The sequence below is a fragment of the Janthinobacterium sp. PSPC1-1 genome (assembly GCF_049897625.1).
GTDB lineage: Bacteria > Pseudomonadota > Gammaproteobacteria > Burkholderiales > Burkholderiaceae_D > Janthinobacterium > Janthinobacterium tructae.
In genome coordinates this window covers 165,315-188,401 of sequence record NZ_JAFCWP010000009.1, presented here as the reverse complement: position 1 = coordinate 188,401, position 23,087 = coordinate 165,315, and the positions used below count along the sequence as shown (strand labels likewise).

The 23,087-nt window shown below is 63.2% G+C and carries 22 protein-coding genes; 12 read left to right on the top strand and 10 right to left on the bottom strand.

What is annotated here, in order from left to right; all coding sequences use genetic code 11:
- Positions 1-4: 4 nt before the first annotated feature.
- Positions 5-922, bottom strand: a complete 918-nt coding sequence (locus ACP7EG_RS24065; protein WP_426089599.1) for a DMT family transporter — start codon at positions 920-922, stop codon at positions 5-7.
- A gap of 103 nt (positions 923-1,025) precedes the next feature.
- On the opposite strand from ACP7EG_RS24065, the gene ACP7EG_RS24060 reads away from it, so the two are divergent.
- From ACP7EG_RS24060 to ACP7EG_RS24050, 3 genes are all read left to right on the top strand, one after another.
- The gene (locus ACP7EG_RS24060; RefSeq protein ID WP_426089598.1) at positions 1,026-1,814 is read left to right on the top strand and encodes an AraC family transcriptional regulator; all 789 of its coding nucleotides are present in this window, start codon (positions 1,026-1,028) and stop codon (positions 1,812-1,814) included.
- Between the two features lie 116 nt (positions 1,815-1,930).
- A complete protein-coding gene (locus ACP7EG_RS24055; RefSeq protein ID WP_071075094.1) occupies positions 1,931-2,530 on the top strand; it encodes a MarC family protein in 600 nt (199 codons plus the stop codon).
- Between the two features lie 33 nt (positions 2,531-2,563).
- Positions 2,564-3,109, top strand: coding sequence for a DinB family protein (locus ACP7EG_RS24050; RefSeq protein WP_426089597.1), 546 nt, complete (start codon positions 2,564-2,566; stop codon positions 3,107-3,109).
- Here the strand turns inward: ACP7EG_RS24050 and ACP7EG_RS24045 are convergent.
- On the bottom strand, positions 3,074-4,255 hold the full coding sequence (locus ACP7EG_RS24045) for an MFS transporter (RefSeq protein ID WP_426089596.1): 1,182 nt from the start codon (positions 4,253-4,255) through the stop codon (positions 3,074-3,076). The genes ACP7EG_RS24050 and ACP7EG_RS24045 overlap by 36 nt on opposite strands.
- The gene (locus ACP7EG_RS24040) at positions 4,252-5,445 is read right to left on the bottom strand and encodes a serine hydrolase domain-containing protein (RefSeq protein WP_426089595.1); all 1,194 of its coding nucleotides are present in this window, start codon (positions 5,443-5,445) and stop codon (positions 4,252-4,254) included. The genes ACP7EG_RS24045 and ACP7EG_RS24040 overlap by 4 nt, the downstream gene beginning before the upstream one ends.
- 120 nt (positions 5,446-5,565) lie before the next feature.
- Between ACP7EG_RS24040 and ACP7EG_RS24035 the strand changes: the two genes are divergently transcribed.
- From ACP7EG_RS24035 to ACP7EG_RS24025, 3 genes are all read left to right on the top strand, one after another.
- Entirely contained in the window at positions 5,566-6,456 is an 891-nt protein-coding gene (locus ACP7EG_RS24035; RefSeq protein ID WP_426089594.1) for a LysR family transcriptional regulator, read from the top strand.
- Positions 6,457-6,664: 208 nt separating this feature from the next.
- The gene (locus tag ACP7EG_RS24030; RefSeq protein ID WP_426089593.1) at positions 6,665-8,371 is read left to right on the top strand and encodes a methyl-accepting chemotaxis protein; all 1,707 of its coding nucleotides are present in this window, start codon (positions 6,665-6,667) and stop codon (positions 8,369-8,371) included.
- Between the two features lie 175 nt (positions 8,372-8,546).
- On the top strand, positions 8,547-11,885 hold the full coding sequence (locus ACP7EG_RS24025; protein ID WP_426089592.1) for a DEAD/DEAH box helicase: 3,339 nt from the start codon (positions 8,547-8,549) through the stop codon (positions 11,883-11,885).
- Between the two features lie 117 nt (positions 11,886-12,002).
- On the opposite strand, the gene ACP7EG_RS24020 is transcribed toward ACP7EG_RS24025, so the two are convergent.
- Both ACP7EG_RS24020 and ACP7EG_RS24015 read right to left on the bottom strand, forming a co-directional pair.
- The gene (locus ACP7EG_RS24020) at positions 12,003-13,421 is read right to left on the bottom strand and encodes a heavy metal sensor histidine kinase (protein ID WP_426089591.1); all 1,419 of its coding nucleotides are present in this window, start codon (positions 13,419-13,421) and stop codon (positions 12,003-12,005) included.
- A complete protein-coding gene (locus ACP7EG_RS24015; protein ID WP_426089590.1) occupies positions 13,418-14,128 on the bottom strand; it encodes a heavy metal response regulator transcription factor in 711 nt (236 codons plus the stop codon). The genes ACP7EG_RS24020 and ACP7EG_RS24015 overlap by 4 nt, the downstream gene beginning before the upstream one ends.
- A 142-nt stretch (positions 14,129-14,270) precedes the next feature.
- Here ACP7EG_RS24015 and ACP7EG_RS24010 point away from each other — a divergent pair, with 142 nt between their 5' ends.
- Both ACP7EG_RS24010 and uraH read left to right on the top strand, forming a co-directional pair.
- On the top strand, positions 14,271-14,765 hold the full coding sequence (locus tag ACP7EG_RS24010; RefSeq protein WP_426089589.1) for a GlcG/HbpS family heme-binding protein: 495 nt from the start codon (positions 14,271-14,273) through the stop codon (positions 14,763-14,765).
- An 11-nt stretch (positions 14,766-14,776) separates the two neighbouring features.
- Positions 14,777-15,187, top strand: coding sequence for a hydroxyisourate hydrolase (gene uraH, locus ACP7EG_RS24005; RefSeq protein ID WP_426089588.1), 411 nt, complete (start codon positions 14,777-14,779; stop codon positions 15,185-15,187).
- Positions 15,188-15,201: 14 nt separating this feature from the next.
- Here uraH and ACP7EG_RS24000 read toward each other — a convergent pair whose 3' ends face one another.
- Positions 15,202-15,900: a glutathione binding-like protein gene (locus ACP7EG_RS24000; protein WP_426089587.1), complete on the bottom strand. Its 699-nt coding sequence runs from the start codon at positions 15,898-15,900 to the stop codon at positions 15,202-15,204.
- A 190-nt stretch (positions 15,901-16,090) separates the two neighbouring features.
- On the opposite strand from ACP7EG_RS24000, the gene ACP7EG_RS23995 reads away from it, so the two are divergent.
- Positions 16,091-16,516, top strand: a complete 426-nt coding sequence (locus ACP7EG_RS23995) for a hypothetical protein (protein WP_426089586.1) — start codon at positions 16,091-16,093, stop codon at positions 16,514-16,516.
- A gap of 1 nt (position 16,517) precedes the next feature.
- Here ACP7EG_RS23995 and ACP7EG_RS23990 read toward each other — a convergent pair whose 3' ends face one another.
- Entirely contained in the window at positions 16,518-18,164 is a 1,647-nt protein-coding gene (locus ACP7EG_RS23990) for a methyl-accepting chemotaxis protein (protein WP_426089585.1), read from the bottom strand.
- A 327-nt stretch (positions 18,165-18,491) separates the two neighbouring features.
- On the opposite strand from ACP7EG_RS23990, the gene ACP7EG_RS23985 reads away from it, so the two are divergent.
- Positions 18,492-18,857, top strand: coding sequence for a hypothetical protein (locus ACP7EG_RS23985; protein WP_035822978.1), 366 nt, complete (start codon positions 18,492-18,494; stop codon positions 18,855-18,857).
- On the opposite strand, the gene ACP7EG_RS23980 is transcribed toward ACP7EG_RS23985, so the two are convergent.
- Positions 18,851-19,285 carry a hypothetical protein gene (locus ACP7EG_RS23980; protein ID WP_426089584.1) on the bottom strand — a complete coding sequence of 145 codons (435 nt, stop codon included), beginning with the start codon at positions 19,283-19,285 and terminating at the stop codon, positions 18,851-18,853. The genes ACP7EG_RS23985 and ACP7EG_RS23980 overlap by 7 nt on opposite strands.
- Before the next feature lie 170 nt (positions 19,286-19,455).
- On the opposite strand from ACP7EG_RS23980, the gene ACP7EG_RS23975 reads away from it, so the two are divergent.
- Entirely contained in the window at positions 19,456-20,298 is an 843-nt protein-coding gene (locus ACP7EG_RS23975) for an AraC family transcriptional regulator (protein ID WP_426089583.1), read from the top strand.
- Positions 20,299-20,392: 94 nt separating this feature from the next.
- Complete coding sequence (locus ACP7EG_RS23970) at positions 20,393-21,361, top strand: IS1595 family transposase (RefSeq protein WP_426089582.1); 969 nt, start codon at positions 20,393-20,395, stop codon at positions 21,359-21,361.
- Between the two features lie 53 nt (positions 21,362-21,414).
- Here ACP7EG_RS23970 and folE read toward each other — a convergent pair whose 3' ends face one another.
- Together folE and nudC are read right to left on the bottom strand one after the other, a co-directional pair.
- Positions 21,415-21,981, bottom strand: a complete 567-nt coding sequence (gene folE, locus ACP7EG_RS23965; protein WP_034781250.1) for a GTP cyclohydrolase I FolE — start codon at positions 21,979-21,981, stop codon at positions 21,415-21,417.
- Between the two features lie 74 nt (positions 21,982-22,055).
- The gene (nudC, locus tag ACP7EG_RS23960) at positions 22,056-22,895 is read right to left on the bottom strand and encodes an NAD(+) diphosphatase (RefSeq protein ID WP_426089581.1); all 840 of its coding nucleotides are present in this window, start codon (positions 22,893-22,895) and stop codon (positions 22,056-22,058) included.
- Between the last annotated feature and the right edge of the window lie 192 nt (positions 22,896-23,087).

Here is a 23,087-nt window from a genome sequence, read left to right as displayed (position 1 = left end):
CCGTTCAGGCAGTCCCGGACACCCCAGGACGGTAGCGGCCAAACAACGGTCGCTGCACCGTCTGCGCCAGCAGCACGCCCAGCAGCGAGATGCCGCCGCCGACCAGGTGATATATATGCATGCTTTCGTGCAGCCAGACGATGGCCAGCAAGGCCGTCAGCAGGGGTAGCAGGTTGACGTAGATGCTGCAGCGGTTCGGCCCCAGCAGTTTGACGCCTTCGATCCACAGGTAGGACAGCACGATGGACGAGCCGATGCCCGCATAGCCGATCAGGGGCAAGGTGGTGGCGTCCAGCCTGGCGCTGCCGGGCGGCAGCAGCAGGAACAGCGGCAGCATGCACGCCAGGGCCGCCAGCGCCTGGCAATAAATGGCTTGCCAGGCAGGAATGGACAGACGCCAGCGGCGCAACAGCACGCCATACAAAGCGAAGATCAGGCAGGCCAGCAGCATCAGCGCGTCGCCCGCATGCACGCCCTGCTGCAACAGGGCCAGCATATCGCCGCGCCCTACCAGGTACAGCAAGCCGCCAAACGACAGCACGCCGCCGGCCGCCATGCCCACCGTCAATCGCTCACCCAGCAGCAGCACGCTGAGCAGGGCCGTCATCAGGGGCGCCAGCGCCGTGACGATGGCCATGTTGGTGGCCGTCGTCGATTCGGCGGCGCGGTAAGACAGGCTCTGGAACAGCGCCATCGACATCACGCCGCACAGGGCCAGCTGCCACCACTGGCGCCGGATGGCGGCGCGGTTGCGCCACAGGGGGCGGGCGATAAACGGAGTCATCACCAGCAAGACCAGCACCAGGCGATAAAAGGTGATGGCCGTGGGGGCGATGCTGGATGCAGCCAGCTTCGAGACGACGACGTTGCCGGCCCACAGCAGCATGGCCAGAAACGGATACAGATAGGCGCGCACAGGCATGCGAGGCTCCATAAATAATTGCGGGGGAACCATCATGCCGCAGGCGCGCTGCGCTTTCTCGCGCTAAGATGTCTGTACCTATCGCAAAACTGACCCTGTTTTTATGGATTGCACCTCCGCCGCCTTTCAGGAATTGCTGCCCGTCACGGCGCGCGCCATGGCGCTGGCCGTCGACTATGCGCATGGCCACGTGATTTCCGTGCACCGCCACACGCATGCGCAATTGCTGTACGCCATCGAGGGCGTGATGACCATCGAGGCGCAGGGCGGGCGCTGGGTGGTGCCACCCACGCGCGGCGTATGGCTGCAGCCCGGCATCGCGCACCAGGTGCGCATGAGCGGCGCGGTGAAAATGCGCACCGTCTTCATCGATTGCGCCAGCTCGCCATTGCTGCCGCGCCACAGCTGCGTGCTCGACATCAGCCCCCTGCTGCGGCAACTGATCGTGGCGGCCGTCGATATCGCGCCCGATTTCACGGAAGGCAGCCGCGACTGGCATCTGCTGCAATTGCTGTTGCACGAGCTAAACAGCCTGCCCGTGCTGCCCCTGTATTTGCCCTTACCCGTGGATGCGCGCCTGCGCGGTATTTGCGCGCGGCTGATGGCACAACCGGGAGAGCAAGTGACGGTAGCGCACTGGGCGCAGGAACTGGCGATCACCGAGCGCAGCCTGCACCGCTTGTTCCAGAAACAGACGGGCATGCGCTTTGGCCAGTGGCGCCAGCAGGCCCGTTTGCTGCGGGCGCTGGAACAATTGGCGCACGGCAGCAAGGTCATCGACGTGGCCATGGAGAATGGCTACACCAGCCAGAGTGCGTTTGCGGCCATGTTCAAGAAACATTTCGGCACCACGCCCACCGCGTTTTACCAGGCAAAAGTCATCGCCGCGTAAAAAAAATGCTGCTATGCATCAATAATCATGGGCGATAGCCGCCGCTCTTGTTATCATCGCAAGCCTTATCGCACCGCGCCCATCCTGGCAGCGGTGTTGACCTCAATCACATCACCATGACACAGAATTTCTTCCAGACTTTTATCCTGCTCTTGCTCGTCACCGACCCGTTCGGCAACGTTTCCCTGTTCGTCAATGCCCTGAAGCGGGTACCGGTCGAGCGGCGCTGGAAAGTCGTGGTGCGCGAGTGCATGATCGCCTTCGGCATCTTGCTGCTGTTTATGTTCTTCGGCCGCCATTTCCTGAACGCCTTGCAATTGTCGGAAGTGGCGCTGCGCATCGGCGGCGGCGTAATCCTGTTCCTGATCGCCATGCGCATGGTGTTTCCACAACCCAACGCCGGCAATAGCGACCACGAGATGGGCGGCGAACCGTTCATCGTGCCGCTGGCCATCCCCGCGCTGGCCGGCCCGTCGGCATTGGCGACCGTGCTGCTGTTTTCCTCGCACGAAGTCAATGAAGTGATCGCCCACGTGGCGGGCTTGACGGCCGTGGCCGTCGTCTGGCTGGCCGTCTTCCTGTGCGCCGAACGCTTGCAGCGGGCGCTCGGTCCAAGGGTCATGACGGCGTTCGAGCGCCTGATGGGCTTGATCCTGACGGCGATGGCCATTGAAATGTTGCTGGCCGGCATACGCGCATTTTTGAAGTCTGTATAAAATAGCCTTTCATTCATTCACAGAGGTTTGTCCATGAGCCGTTGCGCCCACATTTGCCTGATGGCCGATTACAACCAGTGGATGAATGCCAAAGTCTACGCGGCCGCGGCCAGCTTGCCGCCCGGCGAGCTGCAGCGCGAGCGGGGCGCCTTTTTCGGCTCCCTGCTGGCTACCCTGAACCACGTGATGGTGGGCGACACCCTGTGGCTGCAGCGCTTCGCCAGGCACCCGGCCGGCTTCCCCATGCTCGACCCCATCCGCGCCATCACGCCGCCCGCCTCGCTCACGCACCCGCTGTTCGCGGCCGAGGATTTTGCCGCCATGCACGCGCACCGGCTGTGGCTGGACCAGCTCATCATCGACTGGGCTGCCTCCATCCGCGAAGAAGACCTCGATCATTTGCTGGACTACCGCAACAGCAAGGGACCAAACCGGCGCGAATTCTTCAGCCTGCTCATGCATTTCTTCAATCACCAGACGCACCACCGGGGCCAGGCCAGCACCCTGCTGTCGCAAGCGGGCGTGGACATCGGCGACACGGATCTACTGTTTCGCATCCCCAACCATATTGCCGACTGAGGGCAGGCGATACAGCCATGCCTTGAGCAGGATTACCCCCAGCGCCAAGGTACCCAACAGCGCGCCGCAGGCCAGCGCCCCCCGCATGCCGTAGGACTCGATGGCCATGCCGCCGGCCAGCGCGCCCAGCGTCACGCCCAGGTTGATGGCGGCGATATACACGCCGATGGCGAACGCGGGCGCCTCGCGCGCTTCGCTGCTGAGCCACACTTGCGTCACGATCAGCCCGCTCGTATGCGCGGCGCCCCAGAACAGCAGCAACACGGCCAGGGCCACCCAGCCGATATCGCCGCCCGCATACTCATACAACAGCCAGTACGCCAGCCCCAGCAGCACGGGCTGCAGCAAGACCGTGCGCAGCACGTGCGTGCCCAGCTGGCGCCCCGCGAACAGATTACCGGCCACGCCGCCCACGCCAAACACCACCAGCGCCAGCCCCGTCTGGCGCGCCGACAAGCCCGCCACCTGCTGCAGATACGCGGCCGCATACGCATACACGGCAAACATGGCGGCAAACACCAGCACGGCGGCGGCAATGGTGAACCACAGGGCGGGTTTGCGCAGCACGGCCAACTGGCGGCCATACGCCATCGGCGCCTCCTGCGGCGTGTCCGGCAGGAACAGGTATAGCCCCAGCGCCGCCAGCGCATTCACCAGTGCGCAGGCAAGGAACGATGCCTCATAGCCATACTGGGCGGCGATCCACGTCGTCAGCGGAATGCCCAGCACCATGCCCATGCTGGTGCCCGTAAACGCATGCGCGCCGGCCCGTGCCGCCTGCTGCGGCGGATACAGGGCGGCGGCGGCCACCATGGCCAGCGAGAAATACACGGGGTGGAACAGGGCCGGCACCATGCGCAGCGCCAGTAGCAGCTCGAAGCGCGGTGCATACGCAGAGGCCACGCTGGCCAGGGCGAACACCAGCAGGGAGGCGATCAACACGCGCTTGCGGCGCCAGCGCGTGGCCAGCAGCACGAGGAAGGGCCCGCCCACGGCGATCACCAGGGCGAACAGACTCACCAATGAGCCCGCCTGCGCCGCCGTCACGCCATAGCGCTGCATAATCATCGGCAAGATGCCCACCACGCCAAACTCGATGCAATACACGCCGAACAGGCCCAGCGCGAGGAAAACGATGGGCCTCATTGCGCTTGCTCCACGCCAGCTTCCTTGCTGCCATAAATCGCCTGGCACAGTTCCATCACGAACGGTCCCGCCATGCCTTCCAATGCAGTATTCGTGAACGCCACCACGGACAGTTCGCGGGCCGGGTCAACAAACCACGAGTGGCCATACGTGCCGCCCATGCGCCACGTTCCCACCGCTTCCGGCGTGGCGGCCAGTTGCGGATCGGTCAATACCGTAAAACCCAGGCCGAAGCCACGGCCCGGCCAGAACGGCAAGTCAAAGCCTCCCGTCTGGCTTTCGCCCATCTGGCGCACCAGCGCAGGCGGCAACAGGGGTGCGCCGCCCTGGCGCAAGGTTTCCAGCAGGCGCATGAAATCAAGAGCGGAACCGAGCATACCGGCGCCGCCGGACGGGTAGGCGTGCGCGTCGAGCGCGCGCGCCGGCGATAACGTAAAACCTGCCATGCCATCGAGAAACGGCAGATGGTCTTCGCCTTCGTCCAGCAAACGCCGCGGCTGCAATTCTCCCGCTGCGCGGTCCGCATACGCCACGGCCAGGCGCGCCGGCTGCGTGCTGATAAAACCCGTGTCGCGCATGGCTAGCGGCGCCGTCACCAGCTGTGCCACGGCGTGCGCCAGCGGCAAACCAGTCACCGCTTCGATCACGCCGCCCAACACGTCGGTGGCAATCGAATACGCCCAGCGCTCGCCCGGTGCATACGCCAGCGGCACGGTGGCCAGGCGGCGCAGGTTTTCTTCAAGGCTGACGGACGACGCATCCATGCCATCGGACACGCCAGCCTGCGCATACGCGCCGCCCGGCGGTTGGAAGAAGCCGTAGTCGAGCCCGGCCGTGTGCGTGAGCAAGTGGCGTACGGTGATGGCCGCCACGGTGCCATCCGGCTGGCGCGGTGCAAAATATGGCAGCCAGCGCGCCACCAGGTCGTCCAGGCCCAGGCGCCCTTGCCCCACCAGCGCCAGCGCGGCCGTAGAGACGATGGGTTTGCTGACGGACGCCAGGCGGAAGATGGCGTCTTCAACCATGGGCGTGCCTGCCTCGCGGTCCAGGTAGCCGGCCGCGCGGCGATAGATTTCCTGGCCACGCTGGCGCACCAGCACCACGGCGCCCACCAGGCGCTGCTGCAAGACGGCATCGAGCAAGGGATCGATGCGGGCGGATAAGGCCGCGGAAGAGAAGTTGTACATCATGGCGTAGCCTTTCAATTGATCGAGCTGCCAAGGTAAGGCAGGCGCGATCAAAGAAAAACAGGCTATAGTTTCTGTCTGTGCGGACGTTGGCATCCGCAATCAATGATGACAAGGGACGACATGGATAACCTGGCGGGATTCACGGCCTTCGTGCAGGCGGCGGAAACGCGCAGCTTCGTGGCAGCGGGCCGCGTGCTGGGTATTTCCGCCTCGGCCATCGGCAAGAGCATCGCCCGGCTGGAAGAGCGGCTGGGCGTGCGCCTGTTTCACCGCAGCACGCGCAGCATCGCACTGACCAGCGAAGGCAGCGTGTTTCTCGAGCGCTGCCGGCGCATCCTGGGCGAGATCGAAGCGGCCGAGCTGGAGTTGACGAACAGCAAGAGCGCACCGCAAGGCCGGCTGCGCGTCAGCCTGCCTTTGGTGGGCAGCTTGCTCAATCCCGTGCTGGCGGCCTTTGCGCGCGCCTATCCGCAAGTGGAACTCGATCTCGATTTCAGCGACCGCCGGGTCGACGTGATCGAGGAAGGCTACGATGCCGTCGTGCGCGCGGGAGAGAGCGCCGACAGCCGCCTGATGAGCCGCCAGCTGGGCCAGTTCCAGCTGCAACTGGTGGCAGCGCCCGCCTATCTGGCACAGCACGGCACACCGGTGCTGCCGGCAGATCTGTTGCGCCATACTTGCCTGCTGTACAAATTTCCCAGCAGCGGCAAGGTCGAGGCCTGGCCACTGCCCGAGTGGCCCGCCCTGCACGCGGCGGGCTTGCCGGCGCTACTGAACTGCAACAATGTCGAGACCCTGCTGCACTTTGCCGAAAACGGCCTGGGCATCGCCGCCCTGCCCGACTTTGCCGTGCGCGCGGCACTGGACGCGGGCCGCTTGCACAGCCTGCTGGATGCGCACCACCAGCACGACGGCGCCTTGCGCATCCTGTGGCCCAGCAGCCGCCACCTGACGCCGAAACTGCGCGCCTTCATCGATTTCCTGGCCATCCACATGTTTCCCCAGCGCTGATGTTTCCTGCTGACGCCGCGCTCGTTGTTTCCACACGACAACTTATTTAATTTGCTACCAAATTTCATACTTTTCGGGGACTTGATACAAGTTTTTGTATTGCAGTGCGAAATTTTGAGGAACAATTACAGACTCGCCGCCGGTACGTATAAACCCGTAGTCCAGGCTTGTCGACGTTTTCTCTCACTTCCGCACCACGAAAGCAATCATGTCACTCACACAATTCAAAATCGGCACCCGCCTCGGAATCGGGTTTGCTGTCGTCCTCGGTCTGCTGGTGGCCGTCTTGCTCGTCGGCCTGTACTCGATGGGCCAACTGAGCGCACGCACCCACGACATCGTGGCCGACAAGAACGTCAAGATGGCTGCGGCCAACACCATGAGCGACAACGTGCGCAACATTACCCTGGCGATCACCAGCGTGGTGGTGGCGCCGACGGAAGCGCTGGTACAGGCGGAACTGGCGAAAATCGGCGAAGCGCGCAAGAAATACGGCGCCGCCAAGGAAACCTTGCAAAAGAAAATCTCGACGGACAAGGAAACGGCGCTGATGGCCGAGCTGGACGCAGCCCTGAAATCGGGCGCACCGCTGAACAACAAAGTCATCGAGCTGCGCAATGCGGGCCAGACGGAAGAGGCGATCGCCTTTTTGACGCAGCAGGCGGCACCCAGCCTGAAGATCGTGCTGGGCGCGCTCGACAGCCTGGTCGCGTATGAAGGCGAACAGGCGGCGCAGGCGGCGACGGATGCCGAAACGCTGAGCGCCAGCGCGCGCGCCTACATGATTACCCTGGGCAGCGTGGCCGTGCTGCTGGGCGCTTTTGTTGCCTGGATCATCACGCGTTCGATTACCCAGCCCATCAATGCGGCAGTCAGTGTGGCCGAAACCGTGGCGTCCGGCGACTTGTCGTCGCACATCGTCGTCAATTCCAGCGATGAAACGGGCCGCCTGCTGGGCGCCCTGAAAGCCATGAACGACAGCTTATTGGGGGTGGTGGCGCAAGTGCGCCATGGCACGGACGCGATCTCCACGGCGTCGAGCGAAATTGCCGCCGGCAACCTCGACCTGTCTTCCCGCACGGAAGAGCAAGCCAGTTCGCTGGAAGAAACGGCGTCGGCCATGGAAGAACTGACTTCCACCGTGAAACAGAACGCGGACAATGCGCGCCAGGCGAATCAACTGGCGAAAAGCGCGTCGGAAGTGGCCGTGCGCGGCGGCAGCATCGTCTCGCAAGTGGTCGACACCATGGGCACCATCAACGCGTCGTCGAAGAAAATCGTCGACATCATCGGCGTCATCGATGGCATCGCCTTCCAGACGAATATCCTGGCCTTGAATGCGGCCGTGGAGGCGGCGCGCGCAGGCGAACAGGGCCGTGGCTTCGCCGTGGTGGCAACAGAGGTGCGTAATCTTGCCCAAAGATCGGCTGGCGCAGCAAAAGAAATCAAGGAACTCATCGCCGCCTCCGTGGCCAACGTGGACACGGGTTCGCGCCTCGTCAATGAAGCGGGACAGACCATGGGCGACATCGTCGACAGCATCGTGCGCGTGACCGACATCATGGGCGAGATCACCTCCGCCACGCACGAGCAAACCATCGGCATCGAGCAGATCAACATGGCCATTGCCCAGATGGATGAAGTGACGCAGCAAAACGCGGCCCTGGTGGAAGAAGCGGCAGCCGCCTCGCAAAGCATGCAGGAACAGGCGGGCGAGCTGGCGCACGTAGTGGGCTTCTTCAAGACAGGCAACCATGTCGCCAGCGCAGCCAGGCTGACGCCAGTGCGCACAGCACCGGCAGCGCCAGCCATCGCACGCCCTGCGGCCAAGCCCGCACCCGCGCGCATGGCCGTGGCGGCCGCGCCGGCACGCCGCAGCAATGCTGGTGCCGAAAGCGAATGGGAAGAGTTTTAAGTAATAGCAGCAAGCTCCAGACGTGTAAGCCAGGCAGGAAGTTGCTGCCTGGCTTTTTTTCGTCCGCAATCGCCACTTTTTTTGCGGCAAAGCCCGCGCAATAGGCGAAAGTGCAAAACACGCGCCGCGCATACGCTTTACAATCCTCGCTCGCTTTACAAAAATATTGGTCATCATGAATCAGGCAGAACAGCAGCGCCTCCTGGCTATCCTGGAGTATTGGCACAAGATCGAATTCTTTATCCCGTTTGACCTGAATCAAATCACGGACGTTGAAGACCAGTCCACCGTGCGTCTCCTGCACCGCGAACAGCTGGCGCAATTGCCGCTGCAGTTCGCCACGCAATGGCAAGTCCCGTCCGACCGCGAGATCGACGGCTTCTCACTGTTCCTCGGCGTGTTCGACAAGGCGGAAATCAACAAGGCTTGTCCGCCGGCCAACGGCCCGGAAAACATCGCCGAAACAGAAAAAACAGAGCTGCTGGGACGCTCGTGCTTTGCCCGCCTGAATCTCAATGCGCTGGGCGAGCCGCAGTTCGACCCCGTGTCCGTGTCGACGTTACCGTGGGCGCTGGGCCGCGCGCGCACGCCGGACTGGTCCGGCCTGAGCCTGGACGCCTTCAGCGACAGCCAGCTGGCGCTGCAAGACAGCTTGCGCAATTTCGCGGCAAGCCGTGTCCCGCAACAAGTGACGGACGAGGCGGGCAATGTCTCGTCGCCCCTGTCCGGCATGGAAATCGCGGCCCTGGCCGACCTGCTGCGCGACTGGGCCGGTTTCCACCCGTCAGCCGGCCAACCGCTGGCCGTGCTGGAGTTGCGCACGCGCAAGAAACGCGCCGCCGTAACGGAAGCCGATACGCTTGAGTCCAGCCAGAACCGCAGCCTGGACTTTGGCGACGCGGTGGAGCCGTCCATCGATATCCTCAACAGTTTTTACCTCGATGACCTGGAACAGATCATCCGCGCCTTGCGTGGCGGCAAGTTGCCCGCGACGGTCGCCGCCTACCTGACGCCGCTGGCGCAGGATGAACGCATCGACCTGTACAGCCCGGCCGGACGCCAGGCGCTGGCCGCCATGCTCAACCCGGCCAATATGAACCGCGGACACTGGCTGGAAGACGCCAGCTACGCCATGAGCCTGATGCAGCAGTTCGCCATCCATGGCGCGCGCACGGGCTTGAGCGAACGCGGCATCTTTTCCGTCAACGGCCCGCCCGGCACGGGCAAGACGACCTTGCTACGCGAATTGTTCGCCGACAACATCGTGCGCCGCGCCAGCGTGCTGTCCTGCCTGGACCGCGCCGGCGACGCCTTCATCGGCAAGGTTGCCGTGGCCTTCGAAGGCGTGCGCGACCCCATCACCATCGCCCGCTTGCGGCCCGAACTGACGGGCTTTGAAATGGTCGTCGCCTCGTCCAACAATGCGGCGGTGGAAAATATTTCCGGCGACTTACCGAAACCGAAACAGCTGGGCAAGGAATGGGCGCGCACGCGTTACTTTGAAAGCGTGGCGCGCCGGGTCGTGGCCGACGGCAATGGCGCCAACCGCGCTCTGGCCGAACAAGAGGCGCCATGGGGCTTGATGTCCTGTGCGCTGGGCAATAGCGCCAACCGCCGCCGCTTCGTCAGCAATTTTTATGACGACGACTGGGATAAAACCACGGCGCGCAAGACGCCGAACGCACAAAATATCCGCCAATGGCTGGCCAGCTACCAGGGCGTCAGCTTCGCCCAGGCCGCGCGCGAGTTTCGCGAAACGGAACACGTGGTGGAAAAGACCCTGGCCGAGCACGCCCAGTACGCAGCCCTGTGGCAAGCCGTGGGCACCTGCACGGAAGCCGACTTCATGCAGGCCAGCCAGCAAGCGCTGATTGCTGCCGAGCAAGAAATGGATGCGGCGAATGGCGCCCTGTCCGGCGCGCTGGCGCAGCAGGACACCCTACTCGCCAGCAAGAAGGAATTGCTGGAAGAGGAACGCCTGGTGGCGCTGACGCAACCGGGGTTCTTTGCCCGCCTGTTCCGCACGGCCCCGGCGCGTGCCTACAAAGATGCCGTCATCGCCAATGCCGAGGCGCAGCGCCAGGCCGCGCGCGACGTGTCCGCCATCAAGCTGCTGCTGAAGGGCGAGCTGGAGCCACGCTGCGAGCGCGCCCGCAACAGCCTGCACATCGCCCTGCGCACGGCGCAGTCGCGCCAGCGCGAATGGGATGACAGCACGGAACTGCTGCGCCGCGCGCGCATGCGTTTCCCCACCATCATCGCCCCGGCCACCCTGGACGAGCTGGACGGCGACGCACTGCAAATTGGCGGCCTGTGGCATGAACCGGCGCTGGCGCGCCTGCGCTCGCGCCTGTTCGCCAAGGCCCTGGCCCTGCATGAAGCGTGGCTGGCGGAAGTGGCGAAGAAGGGCGGTCCCGGCTTTGGCGGCAACTTGCTGGCCGTATCGAAATTGCTGAAAAACAAGCGCGCCTACGACCAGTCGCACATCGCCATGGTCTGGCACAGCCTGTTCATGGTGGTGCCTGTCGTGTCGACCACGTTCGCCTCGTTCGCGCGCCAGTTCCAGGGCATGGGTCCGGAATCGCTGGGCTGGCTGTTCATCGATGAAGCGGGCCAGGCCGTGCCGCAAGCGGCGCTGGGCAGCCTGTGGCGCGCAAAACGTGCTGTCGTCGTGGGCGACCCGCTGCAGATCGAACCCGTGTTCACAGTGCCGGGCCGCCTCGTGCAGACCTTGTCAGCCCTGTCGCCGCATACGCAGGATGGCAGTTACGCGCCGACAAGCGTTTCCGTGCAGACACTGGCCGACAAGGCCAACCGTTATGGCGCGCATGTCGGTGCCGGCAGCGCCCAGCCGCTGTGGATAGGCAGCCCCTTGCGCGTGCACCGCCGCTGCGTGGAGCCGATGTTTTCGCTGGCCAATAGTATCGCCTACGAAGACAAGATGGTCTACGGCTTGAGCGACCGCACGCCGCCGGCCGGCGCGCGCGGCCTGACGCGTGGCCCCAGCTGCTGGATCGACGCTCTTGGTCCCGTCAGCTACAAGCAGGTGGTGCCCGTGCAGCTCGATTTCGTGCTGGAAGTGCTGCTGAAACTGTATCGCCGCGACGGCAAGCTGCCCGACATGTATGTGATTACGCCGTTCAAGGCGGTGCGCAACGAATTGCGCTCGCGCATCATCGACCTGGACTGGGACCGCCGCCTCGGCTACGGCAAGGCACCGACGGCACGCGAATTGCGTCAATGGAGTAGCCAGATGGTGGGCACCGTGCACACCTTCCAGGGCAAGGAACAAAGCGTGGTGATGCTGGTCCTGGGCGCCGACGACAGCACGGCCGGTGCCGCGCAATGGGCGGCGGCCACGCCGAACCTGCTCAACGTGGCCCTGACGCGCGCGCAACACTATGTGTACGTCGTCGGCAACCCCTTGCTGTGGGGACAGTTGCCGCACTTTGCACCAGCGTGTGCGCAATTGCCGCATACGGGCATGCATGAGTTCCTTGTCGAAATGGGCTAAACGGGGAAGGTCAGGCGTGGGTCGGATTAGCATGTAGGTCGGATTAGCGGGGCGAAGCCACGCGTAATCCGACAATATTGTTGGCGCTGCGGTGATGTCGGATTACGCGCTTGCGCGCTAATCCGACCTACGCTCCTGGAGCGGAAACATCAACGTAAACGTCGTGGCGGCCGCGTCGGATGCGACCGTCGCGCTGCCGCCGTGCAATTGCAGGATGGCCGTGACGATGGCCAGCCCTAATCCTGTGGAGGCGGCCGAGTCGCTGCGGGCCGGGTCGGCGCGGTAAAAGCGTTCGAACAGGTGCGGCAAGTGGCGCGCGGGAATGGCGGAGCCGAGGTTGCTCACGCTCAATTCCACGCCCTCGTTCGTCGCGTGCGAGCGCAACAGAATCGTGCTGCCCGGCGCCGCGTGGCGTATCGCGTTCGACAGCAAATTGCCCAGCGCGCGGCGCAGCAGTTGCGGCTCGGCCATCACCGTGCCGCTGCCGTGGCAAGCCAGCGCCAGCCCCCGCTCTTCGGCCAGGCCTTCAAAGAAATCGGCCAGGCGCAAAAATTCATCGTGCACGGACAACGCCTGCTTGAGCAGGACCATCTCGTCCTGTTGCGCCCGCGCCAAAAACAGCATGCTGTCGATCATGCGCGACAGCCGTTCCAGCTCTTCCACATTCGACGACACCAGCTGTTCATATTCGTGCGCACTGCGGGGGCGGGCCAGCATGACCTGGCTTTGCCCCAGCAGATTGGTGACGGGCGTGCGGAATTCATGCGCCAGGTCGGCGGAAAACTGCGACAGCCGCGCATAGCCTTCCTGCAGCCGCGCCAACATGGCGTTCAAGGCCTGAATCAGGGGCAGCAATTCCGTGGGCGCATCGCGCGCCTCCAGTTGCTGCTCCAGCTTGCCGGGCCGCACCAGGGCCGCATGCGCGGCGATATTGCGCAGCGGACGCAATCCCCGCAGCAGCATCACGCTGGCCAGCAAGGCCGCCACCAGCGCGCTGATGGCAACCGACACGACGATCTGCCAGCGGTAGGCGGCAAACATGGCCGTGCGGTCACCGTAGACGCGGGCCACGGAAATGTCGGCCATCTGCGCCGGGTCACCGATGCGCGCGCTGGCCGCCACGACCCTGGCCGGATAGCCGTCGCGGCTGGTCCAACTGACGATGGCGCTGGCCGTCACGGGCGCATCGACGGCGACGGGAACAGCATGCGCCACCGTCTCGCCATGCGGATTGACATCGATCAAACGCGTGCCATCGGCGCGCACGATGCGCACCAGCGAGTTTTCTTGCCCGCTCATGGTGTCGCGGAAATACTGGGGCCGCTCGCGGATGATGTCGAGCGTGCCTGCATTGCCCAGTAGCTGCTGGATCTGGCGCAATTTCCCCAGCAACAAAATGTCATCGCGGCGCTCGATTTCCGCCACAAAAGAGCGGTACAGATGCATGCCCAGCCCGGCCGACACGAGCGCCACGATCAGCACGAAGACGAGCGTGACGCGCAGGGTCAGCGAGCGGCGCAATGGTGCCAGCTTCATTGCGTGGTGCCGCTGTCTGGAGCGTTCGGCGCGCGCAATTCGCAGACATAGCCCATGCCCCGCAAGGTGTGGATCAGCTTGGGTTCGAACGGGTCGTCGAGCTTGCTGCGCAGGCGGCGGATGGCCGCGTCGATGACGTTGGTGTCGCTCTCGAAATTGATGTCCCACACTTGCGAAGCGATGATGGAACGCGACAAGACCTCGCCCTGGCGCCGCGCCAATAAATGCAGCAAACCGAATTCCTTCGCCGTCAGGGTGATGCGCTGGCCTTGCCGGCTAACCTTGCGTTTCATCACGTCGATTTCCATGTCGCCGATGCGAATCACGTCGTCTTCACGCGGCGGCCCGCGGCGCAGCAGGGTACGGATGCGCGCTACCAGTTCGGCAAAGGCAAACGGTTTCACCAGGTAATCGTCGGCGCCCAGTTCCAGCCCTTTCACGCGGTCCTGCACCTCGTCGCGCGCCGTGAGAAAAATCACGGGCACGTCCGCGCCGCCTTCCTGCAAGCGCAGCGCGCGCAGCACTTGCCAGCCATCCATGATGGGCAGCATCACGTCGAGCACAATCAAGTCGGGCGCTTCCGTGCCAGCCAGGTGCAGGCCGTCGCGGCCGTTGCGCGCCAGGCTCACCGTAAAGCCGGACTCGGCCAGCCCGCGCAGCAGATAGTCGCCCGTCTTCGGTTCGTCTTCGATGACCAGGATACGCATGAGTGGGGGCTTTCGTGTGGGAAGTTGAAGCATTTTACGCCGCGCGCAGGCCGCTGCGGATGATAAAAATGTCATGCGGCGATCATCTTCTCGTAGGGCAACACTGGCCATACTGGCGTCACTTTACTCAACGGACCGCCGCATGAAAACCCTGTTACTCGGCAGTACCCTGCTGTGCCTGCTGGCCAGCCCCGCGCACGCCCAGCTGCGCAAGGTCGATGATCTTTCTCTGGCAGCTGCCAACAAGCTGGCCGATGCGGCCATGGCCGCGTGCCAGGCGCAAGGACGGCACATCGTCGTCACCGTACTGGACCGTGGCGGCAATGTCGTGGCCGTGCAGCGCGCCGATGGCGTCGGGCCGCACAACACGGAGGCCAGCCGGCGCAAGGCCTACACGGCCCTGTCGACGAAAAACGATACCCAGGCACTGGCCGTGGCCGCGCGCGGCAATCCCGACATGGCCAATTTGACGACACTGCCGGAACTGTTGCTGCTGGGCGGCGGCCTGCCCTTGCGAGCCAGGGGCGAAGTAGTCGGCGCCATCGGCGTGGCCGGCGGCGGTGGCTCCCTGCAAGACCGCGCCTGCGCCCATGCCGCCCTGGCCGCCATGCCAGAACTCGATTCCCCTACCCTTTGAAAGAGACAACGATGACTTACCTGAAGAAAATCACCGCCATCCTGGCCTTCGCCAGCCTGTCCAGCATGGCCCTGGCCGCCGCCAATCCCTTGAGCGTGCACATCCTCGACCTGCAGAGCGGCCAGCCGACGGCCGGTGTGACGGTGACCCTGGAGCAAAAGAAGGACAATGACTGGAAACAATTAAGCAGTGGCGTGACGAATGCGCAGGGACGCATCGCGGCCATGTATCCGGCCGAGACGCCCATGCAGGCGGGCGACTACCGCATCGTGTTTAAAACAGGCGAACACTATGCGCGCCTGAAACAGGAAACCTTCTTCCCGGAAATTCCCGTGCAATTCCACGTGGAAAAGACTGACCAGCACTATCACATCCCGCTGCTGCTCAGCCCTTTCGGTTTTTCCACGTATCGGGGTAACTAAGGAGCAACTGAAACTTAGCCGAGTGTCTTCGCCGTCTGGCCGAACAGCACGCTTTTCGCATCGCCGCTGACGGTGGGCTGCACGTTGATTTCCGCCGCGCGGGCATACGCGCGCACGGTGGCGGGACGGGCGGCAATGGCCGCGAACCAGCGCGCCAGATGCGGAAAATCTTCCAGCTTCTGGCGCTGGCGTGCGTATGGCACGATCCACGGATAAATCGCCATGTCGGCGATGGAATACGTGTCGCCGGCAACGAATTCGCGGTCGGCCAGGCGCTTGTTCAGCACACCGTATAGCCGGTTCGTTTCGTTGACGTAGCGCGTGATGGCGTACTCGATGGGTTCGGGCGCATATTGCACGAAATGGTGGTTTTGCCCGGCCATGGGACCCAGTCCACCCATTTGCCAGAAAAGCCATTGCATGACTTCGGCGCGCCCGCGCACGTCCGCCGGCAGGAATTGCCCGCTTTTTTCGGCCAGGTATTGCAAGATCGCCCCCGACTCGAACAGGGACAGGGGCGCGCCGCCATCTTCCGGAGCCTGGTCGACGATGGCGGGGATGCGGTTGTTGGGCGCGATGGCAAGAAACTCGGGCTTGAACTGCTCGCCTTTGCCGATGTGTACGGGAATGATGTTGTAGGGGATGCCCGCTTCTTCCAGGAACATCGTCACTTTGTGCCCGTTGGGCGTGGTCCAGTAATACAGGTCGATCATCGTCGTCTTTCAGCTCGTTGGCATGGGGAGGGCGTAACTATTGTCGCGCCGCAACTGGTGTGCATGGATATAATGCCACGTAAGCGAAAAACAAGACGGCGCGTGCCCCTCTTACCATGCGAGCAAGCGCCCACTCTCGCCGCAAGAATTGAACGCCGACATACCCGAGAACCACCAAAGAAAGCCGACCATGCGCAAACTCCTGATCGTCATGCTGTCCGTCCTGCTGTCAGGCTGTGTCCAGGACTTCGCCATCTATATGTTCGACGGCCAGGACCATTCCCTGACCGTGCGCCGCGAGCAACGTTATTTTTGGCAGGATAGCGTGGAAGTGCAGTTGATGGCCACCAATTTGCCGCAATGCCAGCGCCGGCATATCCTGTCCACCGATACACCCGCCGACATCAAGGTGGAGCTGTTTGCGGCCGGTGATGGCCTGTGGAATATCCGTATGGGCAAGCAGTTGTGGCAGGCGGAAACGACGACCTGCAATGAGCTGACGGAAATGGAAAACGACCCGAAAGCCGACCTGGGCCAACCGGTCGGGCAATTCGTGGTCGTCGATGACAAGCTGGAATTCGAGCCGGCGCCGCCAGCGGCGGCACCAGCCCAGTAAATCAGCGCGCCGCCAGGCTGCGCAGCGGCTTTTTCGCCACGGCGCGTGGCGCGCCAGCCGAACTGGAAGCCAGACGCGACGCCGTCGCCGGCTCCTGCGCCGACAGCTTGAAGCGCGCCACCAGTTGCGCCAGCACGGCCGCCTGATCCTGCATGCTGGACGCCGCTGCCGCCGCCTCTTCCACCAGTGCCGCATTTTGCTGCGTCACGCTATCCATTTCCGTGATCGCCTGGTTGACGTGGCCGATGCCCGTGCTTTGCTCGTGCGAGGCGGCCGTGATGTCGGCCATGATGTCGGTCACGCGCGACACGGAAGCGACCACCTGATCCATGGTCGTGCCCGCTTGTGCGACGAGGGCGCTGCCGGCCGCGATGCTGTCGACGGAAGCGCCGATGAGTTCCTTGATTTCCTTCGCCGCACCCGCCGAGCGCTGCGCCAGGTTGCGCACTTCCGACGCCACCACGGCAAAGCCGCGGCCCTGCTCGCCCGCGCGTGCCGCTTCCACCGCCGCGTTCAAGGCCAGGATATTCGTCTGGAAGGCGATGCCGTCGATGACGCCGATGATGTCGACGATCTTGCGCGACGAAGCGTTGATGGTGTCCATGGTACCGATCACTTGCGCCACCACGGCACCGCCCTGGCGCGCCACGGCGGAAGCGGACTGCGCCAGTTCATTCGCCTGCACGGCATTGCCCGCGTTTTGCGTCACGGTCGAGGTCAATTCCTCCATCGAGGCCGCTGTTTCTTCCAGCGAACTGGCTTGCATTTCCGTGCGCGCCGACAAGTCCATATTGCCGCTGGCAATCTCGCTCGATGCCGTGGCAATCGTCTCGGCGCTGTGGCGGATCTCGCTGATCGCGTCGACCAGGTTGGCCTGCATGGTTTTCATCGCATACAGCACGCTGTGGCGGTCGTTGGCATGCGTGCGCACGGCGCCGCTCAGATCGTTATTCGCGATCTGGGCAGCCACGTCGGCCGCATATTCGGGATCGCCGCCCAGCGCATGACGCAGGCTGCGGTTGATCGCCACGACGACGGCGGCCAGCAAGCCGCACACCAGCAGCAGTACGCCCAGCGAGGTGATCAGCGACTGACGGAAGGCCGCGTCGATATCGTCCATGTACACGCCCACCACGATGGTCCAGCTCCACGGCTTGTAGGCCACCACGCGGCTCATCTTCGGTTCCGGATTTTTCTGGCCCGGACGGGGGAAATAGTAGTGGACGAAGCCCTTGCCCGCATCGCTCTTGCCGACGGCAACGATGTCGCGGTACAAATAGGTGCCATTGGCATCCTTGAAATCCGCCATGTTCTTGCCGTTGGTTTGCGGCGCGGCGGGATTCATCACGACAACGGCATCGAGGTTGATGATGGACAAATATCCGGTCTCGCCAAAGCGCATGCTCTTGATGACGGCGCTGGCCTGCTTCTGCGCTTCTTCCTGCGTCAGGGCGCCGCTGGCGGCCAGGTCGCCGAACATCTTGACGGCGCCCAGGCCCAGATCGGCGGCATTGCTCAGGTCGGCGCTGCGCTCCTCGATGCGGATCTTGCGAATTTCCAGGGCGTTATAGACAAAAATAACGGTGATGCATAACAGGCTGCAAATCAGGGGGATCCATAACTTCTGCTGGAACGTCAATTTTTTCATGCTGTGTCTCCAACTCTCTATTGTGCGGCGAAGGGGCGTGGCCTGCTTCCAGCTCGGCAGGCCAGGAATGCGGCGGCGACGGTGCTCTGGCGGCACCGTTCAGACGTTTCCAGCATACGCTCGAACGACCGATACTTACAATGCTGGGAAGCAATGTTTTTTCCACAGTGTTGTTAATGGGCTGCGACAATTGATGAGAATTGATGCTGCGTTGCAATAAAAAAGCAGGCAGATAGGCTATCGCAAGGCAGGCGGGGGTGACGTGCGTGTGTCAAAATGCACACCGGCGGATACACGACGAATCACGATGAATCACGAAAGAACAGCATGACCAAGAATGAAGCCATGAAACGCATCAACGACCGTCTGGGCAAACCCACCCTGACGGACAAGAACACGCATTTTGCCAGCGTCGCCAGCTATGGCACGGACGAAGGCTGGTGGCTGAAGATTCCCTTCCTGACCTTCAAGCAGGAATTGCACTTCATCCTCAACAATGAGAAAACGAAAAGCTTCCAGCACCTGAAAATCGGTGCCAACCAGATCCTCAGCCCCGGCATGAGGTTCCGCAGCACGGGCGGCGCGGCCGACGCCTTCATGTCGGCCTCGGCGCCGAAACGCCTGGTCGACTTGCTCGACGGCGGCAGCAAGTACAACTTCACCAAGCACTTTATTAACGATTATCGTTACTGATGCGCGGCCGTGCCGCCATCGCCTGGCGGCAGCCGCGGCGGTAGCCATGCCCTGAGCAAATGCTGCGCGATGTCGAGCGCGTCGTCGCGGCTGGTGCCGAAATGCAGGGGGTAGCCCCAGAACTTGCCGAACATGACGGCGAAGGCCTTGCCGGCCAGGCGCTTGGCGGCGCTCGGTTCGACCAGCACCATGCCCTGAATATACGCGCGGATGGCCGCCTTGTTCTGCTTCATCCAGAGCGCGGCCCGCTTGCGCTCTGCTTGCGGGTGTTCATGCCCGTCTTCGTCAAAACCTTCCTCGCTGAGGATGACAAACGCCTGGCGGCGCGCCAGCAAGGCGTCGAACTGGGCAAACAGGATATCGGGCTGGACAGGCGCTGCCTCGCGGCGTATCCAGACGAGGGGAAAAGTGGATAAATCAAGCTGCATGGTGTGACTCCTTCGGGGGGTTGCCGTTCCTCCTTACCTTCATCAGAACACTGGCGGCGGCGGTTGCCGTTGAAGCGGGGCTGCGGATGCCCATACGATAGCGTTGGCGGCATCGCGCGTCATTGCATAAAATAGCCATAATATTGTTCAATCCAGCCAAGGCGCCGCGCATGCCCCATCCATTGCTGCCCAACATGCTCTCCACCCAGCTGGGCCTTGACGCTTCGGCCTCCCTCATGGATTTCGACGTCGATGGCGTGCTGCGTCCGCTGCTGGCCGTGGGCCTGGCCAGCGTGCGCGAAGACGCGGAACATGCGCCGCACCAGCACCGCAAGGGGCAGTTGCTGTATGCCACGCGGGGCGTAATTCATTGCGAGGTGGAAAGCGGCGTGTGGATCGTGCCGCCCCAGTGCGCCGTGTGGATACCAGGCGGCCTGATGCATACGGCGCAGGGCGTGGGCGAGGCGGAATGTTATTGCCTGTTTGTCGAGCCGACCATGGCACCGGTCTTGCCCGCCGTCTGCTGCACCGTCGCCGTCTCGCCCTTGCTGCGCGAACTGATCGCCAAGGCGGCCGGCTTTCCCACCCTGACCGCGCTGCACGGCGCACAGGAACGCCTGGTGGCCACACTGCTCGATGAGTTGGCCTCGGCGCCGGTGGAAGACTTGCATTTGCCGATACCGCGCGATGCGCGCCTGCGCCGCCTGGCCGCCCTGCTGCTGGCGCAGCCAGCCGATAAAAGCACGCTGGCCGAATGGGCCAGGCGCATCGGCATGAGCGAGCGCAGCATGACCCGGCAGTCATTGGAGGAAATGGGCATGAGCGTGGGCCGCTGGCGCCGGCAATTGCACGTCATCCTTGCCTTGCAAGGGCTGGCGCAAGGGCACAGCGTGAAAGCCGTGGCGCTGGAACTGGGCTATGAAAACACCAGTGGTTTTGTCACCATGTTCCGCAAGGCGGTGGGCAAGCCACCAGCGCGTTATCTGGCGCAACGCGAATCCGGAAGAATATAAAAAAGGCTCTGTCATCGGTAAGTAGGGTAAATGCTGGAATCTTCCGTTGACAGTGCTGTCTGACTCTGCATACTCACCTGACAAGGAGCAGATCATGCGGCCAACCGAATGGATCAGCTTTATCGCCCAGTTTGCGCAGTTGAACCGACGCCAGCGGCAGGCTGGAATGGCGCTGCTGCGTGGCAATGCCCCATACGACGCGACCGTCGCGCTGCTGGAAAGTGTGGCGCAGCCGCGATTGGCTTGTCCCGCCTGCCACTCGCCTGAGCTGCACCGGCATGGCCATGCACACGGCTTGCAACGCTACCGCTGCGTGCCGTGCGGGCGTACCTTCAATGCCTTGACGGGCACGCCGCTGGCCCGCTTGCGCCACAAGGCGCTATGGATCGAGTATGCCGATTGTCTGCTCGACTCCGCCTCGGTGCGCCAAGCCGCTCAGCAGCTGGGTGTGCACCGCAACACCACCTTTCGCTGGCGCCACCGTTTTTTAACGGTCGCCAAGACGGACCGGCCGCATGGCCTGCATGGCATCGCCGAGGCCGACGAGTTATATCTGCTGGAATCGGAAAAGGGAGCCAGGCGAATGACGCGTCCAGCCCGCCGCCGGGGCGGCCATGCCCGCCAACGCGGCATTTCCAATGAACAGGTCTGTATCCTGGTGGCGCGCGACCGCACGGGACAAACCCTCGATTTTGTCACGGGCAAAGGGGCGCTGACGAAGGCGCAGTTACACCATTGTTTGTTGCCCGTCATCGACAAGGATGTTTTGCTGGTGACCGATGGCCATGCCGCCTACCGGGCCTTCGCCAGGGAGGCGGGCATCAGCCATCAGGCCGTCAACTTGCGCGCCGGCATCCGCGTGCGGGGCGCCGCGCATGTGCAGAACGTCAATGCGTATCACAGCCGCTTGCGCGAATGGCTACGGCCCTTTCACGGTGTGGCGACGCGTTACCTGCCGAACTACCTGGGATGGCGCTGGATCCTTGACGCCCGGCGCATCCGCTCACCAGAAACATTACTGAAGGCAACCCTGGGAGCATTCCCACATCTGACGGTGACATAGCCATAAAAAAAGGCGGCATCAGCCGCCTTCGTCCTGCATTGCCGCCTAAATAATCAGACTTCGCGCGCCAGGGCCAAAAATTCCGTGCGCAGCGCCAGGTTCGGCTGCATCTCGCCCAGCATCGCCGAGGTGATGGTTTCTTCGCCCGGCGTGCGGATGCCGCGGCTTTCCATGCACAGGTGACGGCAGCGTACGACCACGCCCACCGATTTCGGTTCCAGCACTTCCATCAGGGCATTGGCGATCTGCATCGTCATGCGTTCCTGCACTTGCAGGCGCTTGGAGAAGCAATCGACCAGGCGCGTCAGTTTCGACAGGCCAACGATCTTGCCATTAGGTACATAACCGATGGTGGCCTTGCCAAAGAACGGCGCCAGATGGTGTTCGCAATGGCTGTAGACGGGGATGCCGCGCACGACGATCAGCTCGTTGTACTGTTCCGCGCCATCTTCAAAGGCTTTCAGCAAGTCCACCGGGTCCTGGCCATAGCCGGACGTCCAGTGCTTCCACGCCTTGGCCACGCGTGCCGGCGTTTCCAGCAAGCCGGGACGCTGCGGATCTTCGCCAAGGCTGCTGATCAGCCGACGCCAGTCGTTTTCGGAGAATTCTTCTTGAGACATGCTACACCACCCTAAAATTTTCAATTGCCGCCAGTATATAGAAAATGCGGCAAGCTGCCTGAGCAGCCCCCGCTTTACGACACTGCCGGCGGGCGGTGCGCTCTCACCAGCAGCGCGGAAATCGACACGCTGGAACTCGCTTCAGGCCAGGCATCGCCGGGGCCGAACCAGCGCGCCTCGGCGATCTCGTTCTCGTCCAGGCGGATCTCGCCGTCGAGGTAATCGGCCGTAAACGCAATCATCAGCGAATGGGGAAACGGCCAGGACTGGCTCATGAAGTACTGCAAGTTATGCACGCGCAAGCCCACCTCTTCCATCACTTCGCGGTGCACGGCTTCCTCGATCGATTCGCCCGCTTCCAGGAAACCGGCCAGCGGACTGAAACGCTGCGATGGCGAGTTTTTATGCATGGCCAGCAGCACCTGGTCGCCCTTGCGTATCAGCACCATCATGGCGGGCGAGATGCGCGGATACGCCAGCATGCCGCAGGCGGCGCAGGTAAAACAGCGTTCGCCGCGCGTGCGCTGCATGGGCGTGGCGCACACGCCGCAATGGCGGTGCGTGCGCGCCCACTCGGCCAGCTGCACGGCGCGGCTGGCCAGGCCCAGGAAGCCATCATCGACAGCATGGAACAGCGAACGCATGCCGTGCCAGGCCAGGGGACTATCGGCGGGCAACAGCTCCGCATCCGTCCAGACGGTCTGGCAATAGCGGCCCTGCCACAGGCCCACGGGCTGGGCGCGGCTCAGGTCGATATCGAGCGCGGCCGCCTCGGCGGCCGTAGGCAGGGTCAGCTCAGGCGTACGCAGCAATAAACGCCCGCGGTGAAAGACAAACGTCAGCGTCTCGGTGTCGGCCGGGGCCGGTTCGGGTGGGTCGATCAGGGGGACAAAGGCATCAGGAGTCTGCAACATGCTGAAAGTCAATTTGTAAAGGTTGCTCATCATACTCCCGCTGCCGGACGCTTGCGCGCATAGCAGCGGCCAGGCAGCAAAGCAAGCATTCATGCGCCATGACAGTGTTTTTTTTGCGGTACATCCAATCCGTTGCGTAAACGATACTGATAACGATTCTCATTTACGAAATAGCGCCCAGTTATTACAATA